A 522-nucleotide genomic window follows, 5' to 3' on the forward strand; every position below is an offset into this window, starting at 1 on the left:
ATCTGATTTTATCTGTATATATCAGTCTGATATTGAAAAAGGTTTCGATGATAAGGGAAATCAGATCATACCTATTTTAATGTTAACAAACCCCAAGAAGACACCTTCTATAATTGAAGTCATTAGAAATACTTCTCTCTTTGTGGTTGAAGAAACTGAGATAGAGGGCAATATTGTATTGAAATCGATTCATTAAAATCAAGGACATAATATGGCTTACGATGAGACCAGTATTCGAGTGCTAAAAGTTGACGAGATTTATGATCGTTTTGAATGGGTCAGAGCAAACGAGTTAGCCAAGGAGTACAAGCAACCGTTAGCGTGTGTTGAAAGAGGGATTGAAGCCTGTCGTGTAACTGATACCCCGCTTGATTACTTTATTGAACGTTATTTGAAAAATAATAAAGATACTCTCAAAAATGAAACATTCGAAAATGCTTATTTCGACATAATGAAAAGAAGTCAGTGGCGGCGTAAATAAATATTTCACGTCACTGGTTTACTTAGGGTGTGGTTCACAAT

General features: G+C 35.1%; 2 protein-coding genes. Both read left to right on the forward strand.

Translation table 11 applies throughout. The features are described from left to right. Positions 1-196: hypothetical protein (locus L2764_RS27605; protein ID WP_248943516.1), on the forward strand; the 196-nt coding region annotated here is incomplete at its 5' end. Between the two features lie 15 nt (positions 197-211). Continuing rightward, a complete protein-coding gene (locus L2764_RS27610) occupies positions 212-481 on the forward strand; it encodes a hypothetical protein (RefSeq protein WP_248943517.1) in 270 nt (89 codons plus the stop codon). Positions 482-522: the final 41 nt, after the last annotated feature.

Origin of the sequence: Shewanella surugensis (assembly GCF_023284005.1) — a bacterium.
GTDB classification, from domain to species: Bacteria; Pseudomonadota; Gammaproteobacteria; order Enterobacterales; family Shewanellaceae; genus Shewanella; species Shewanella surugensis.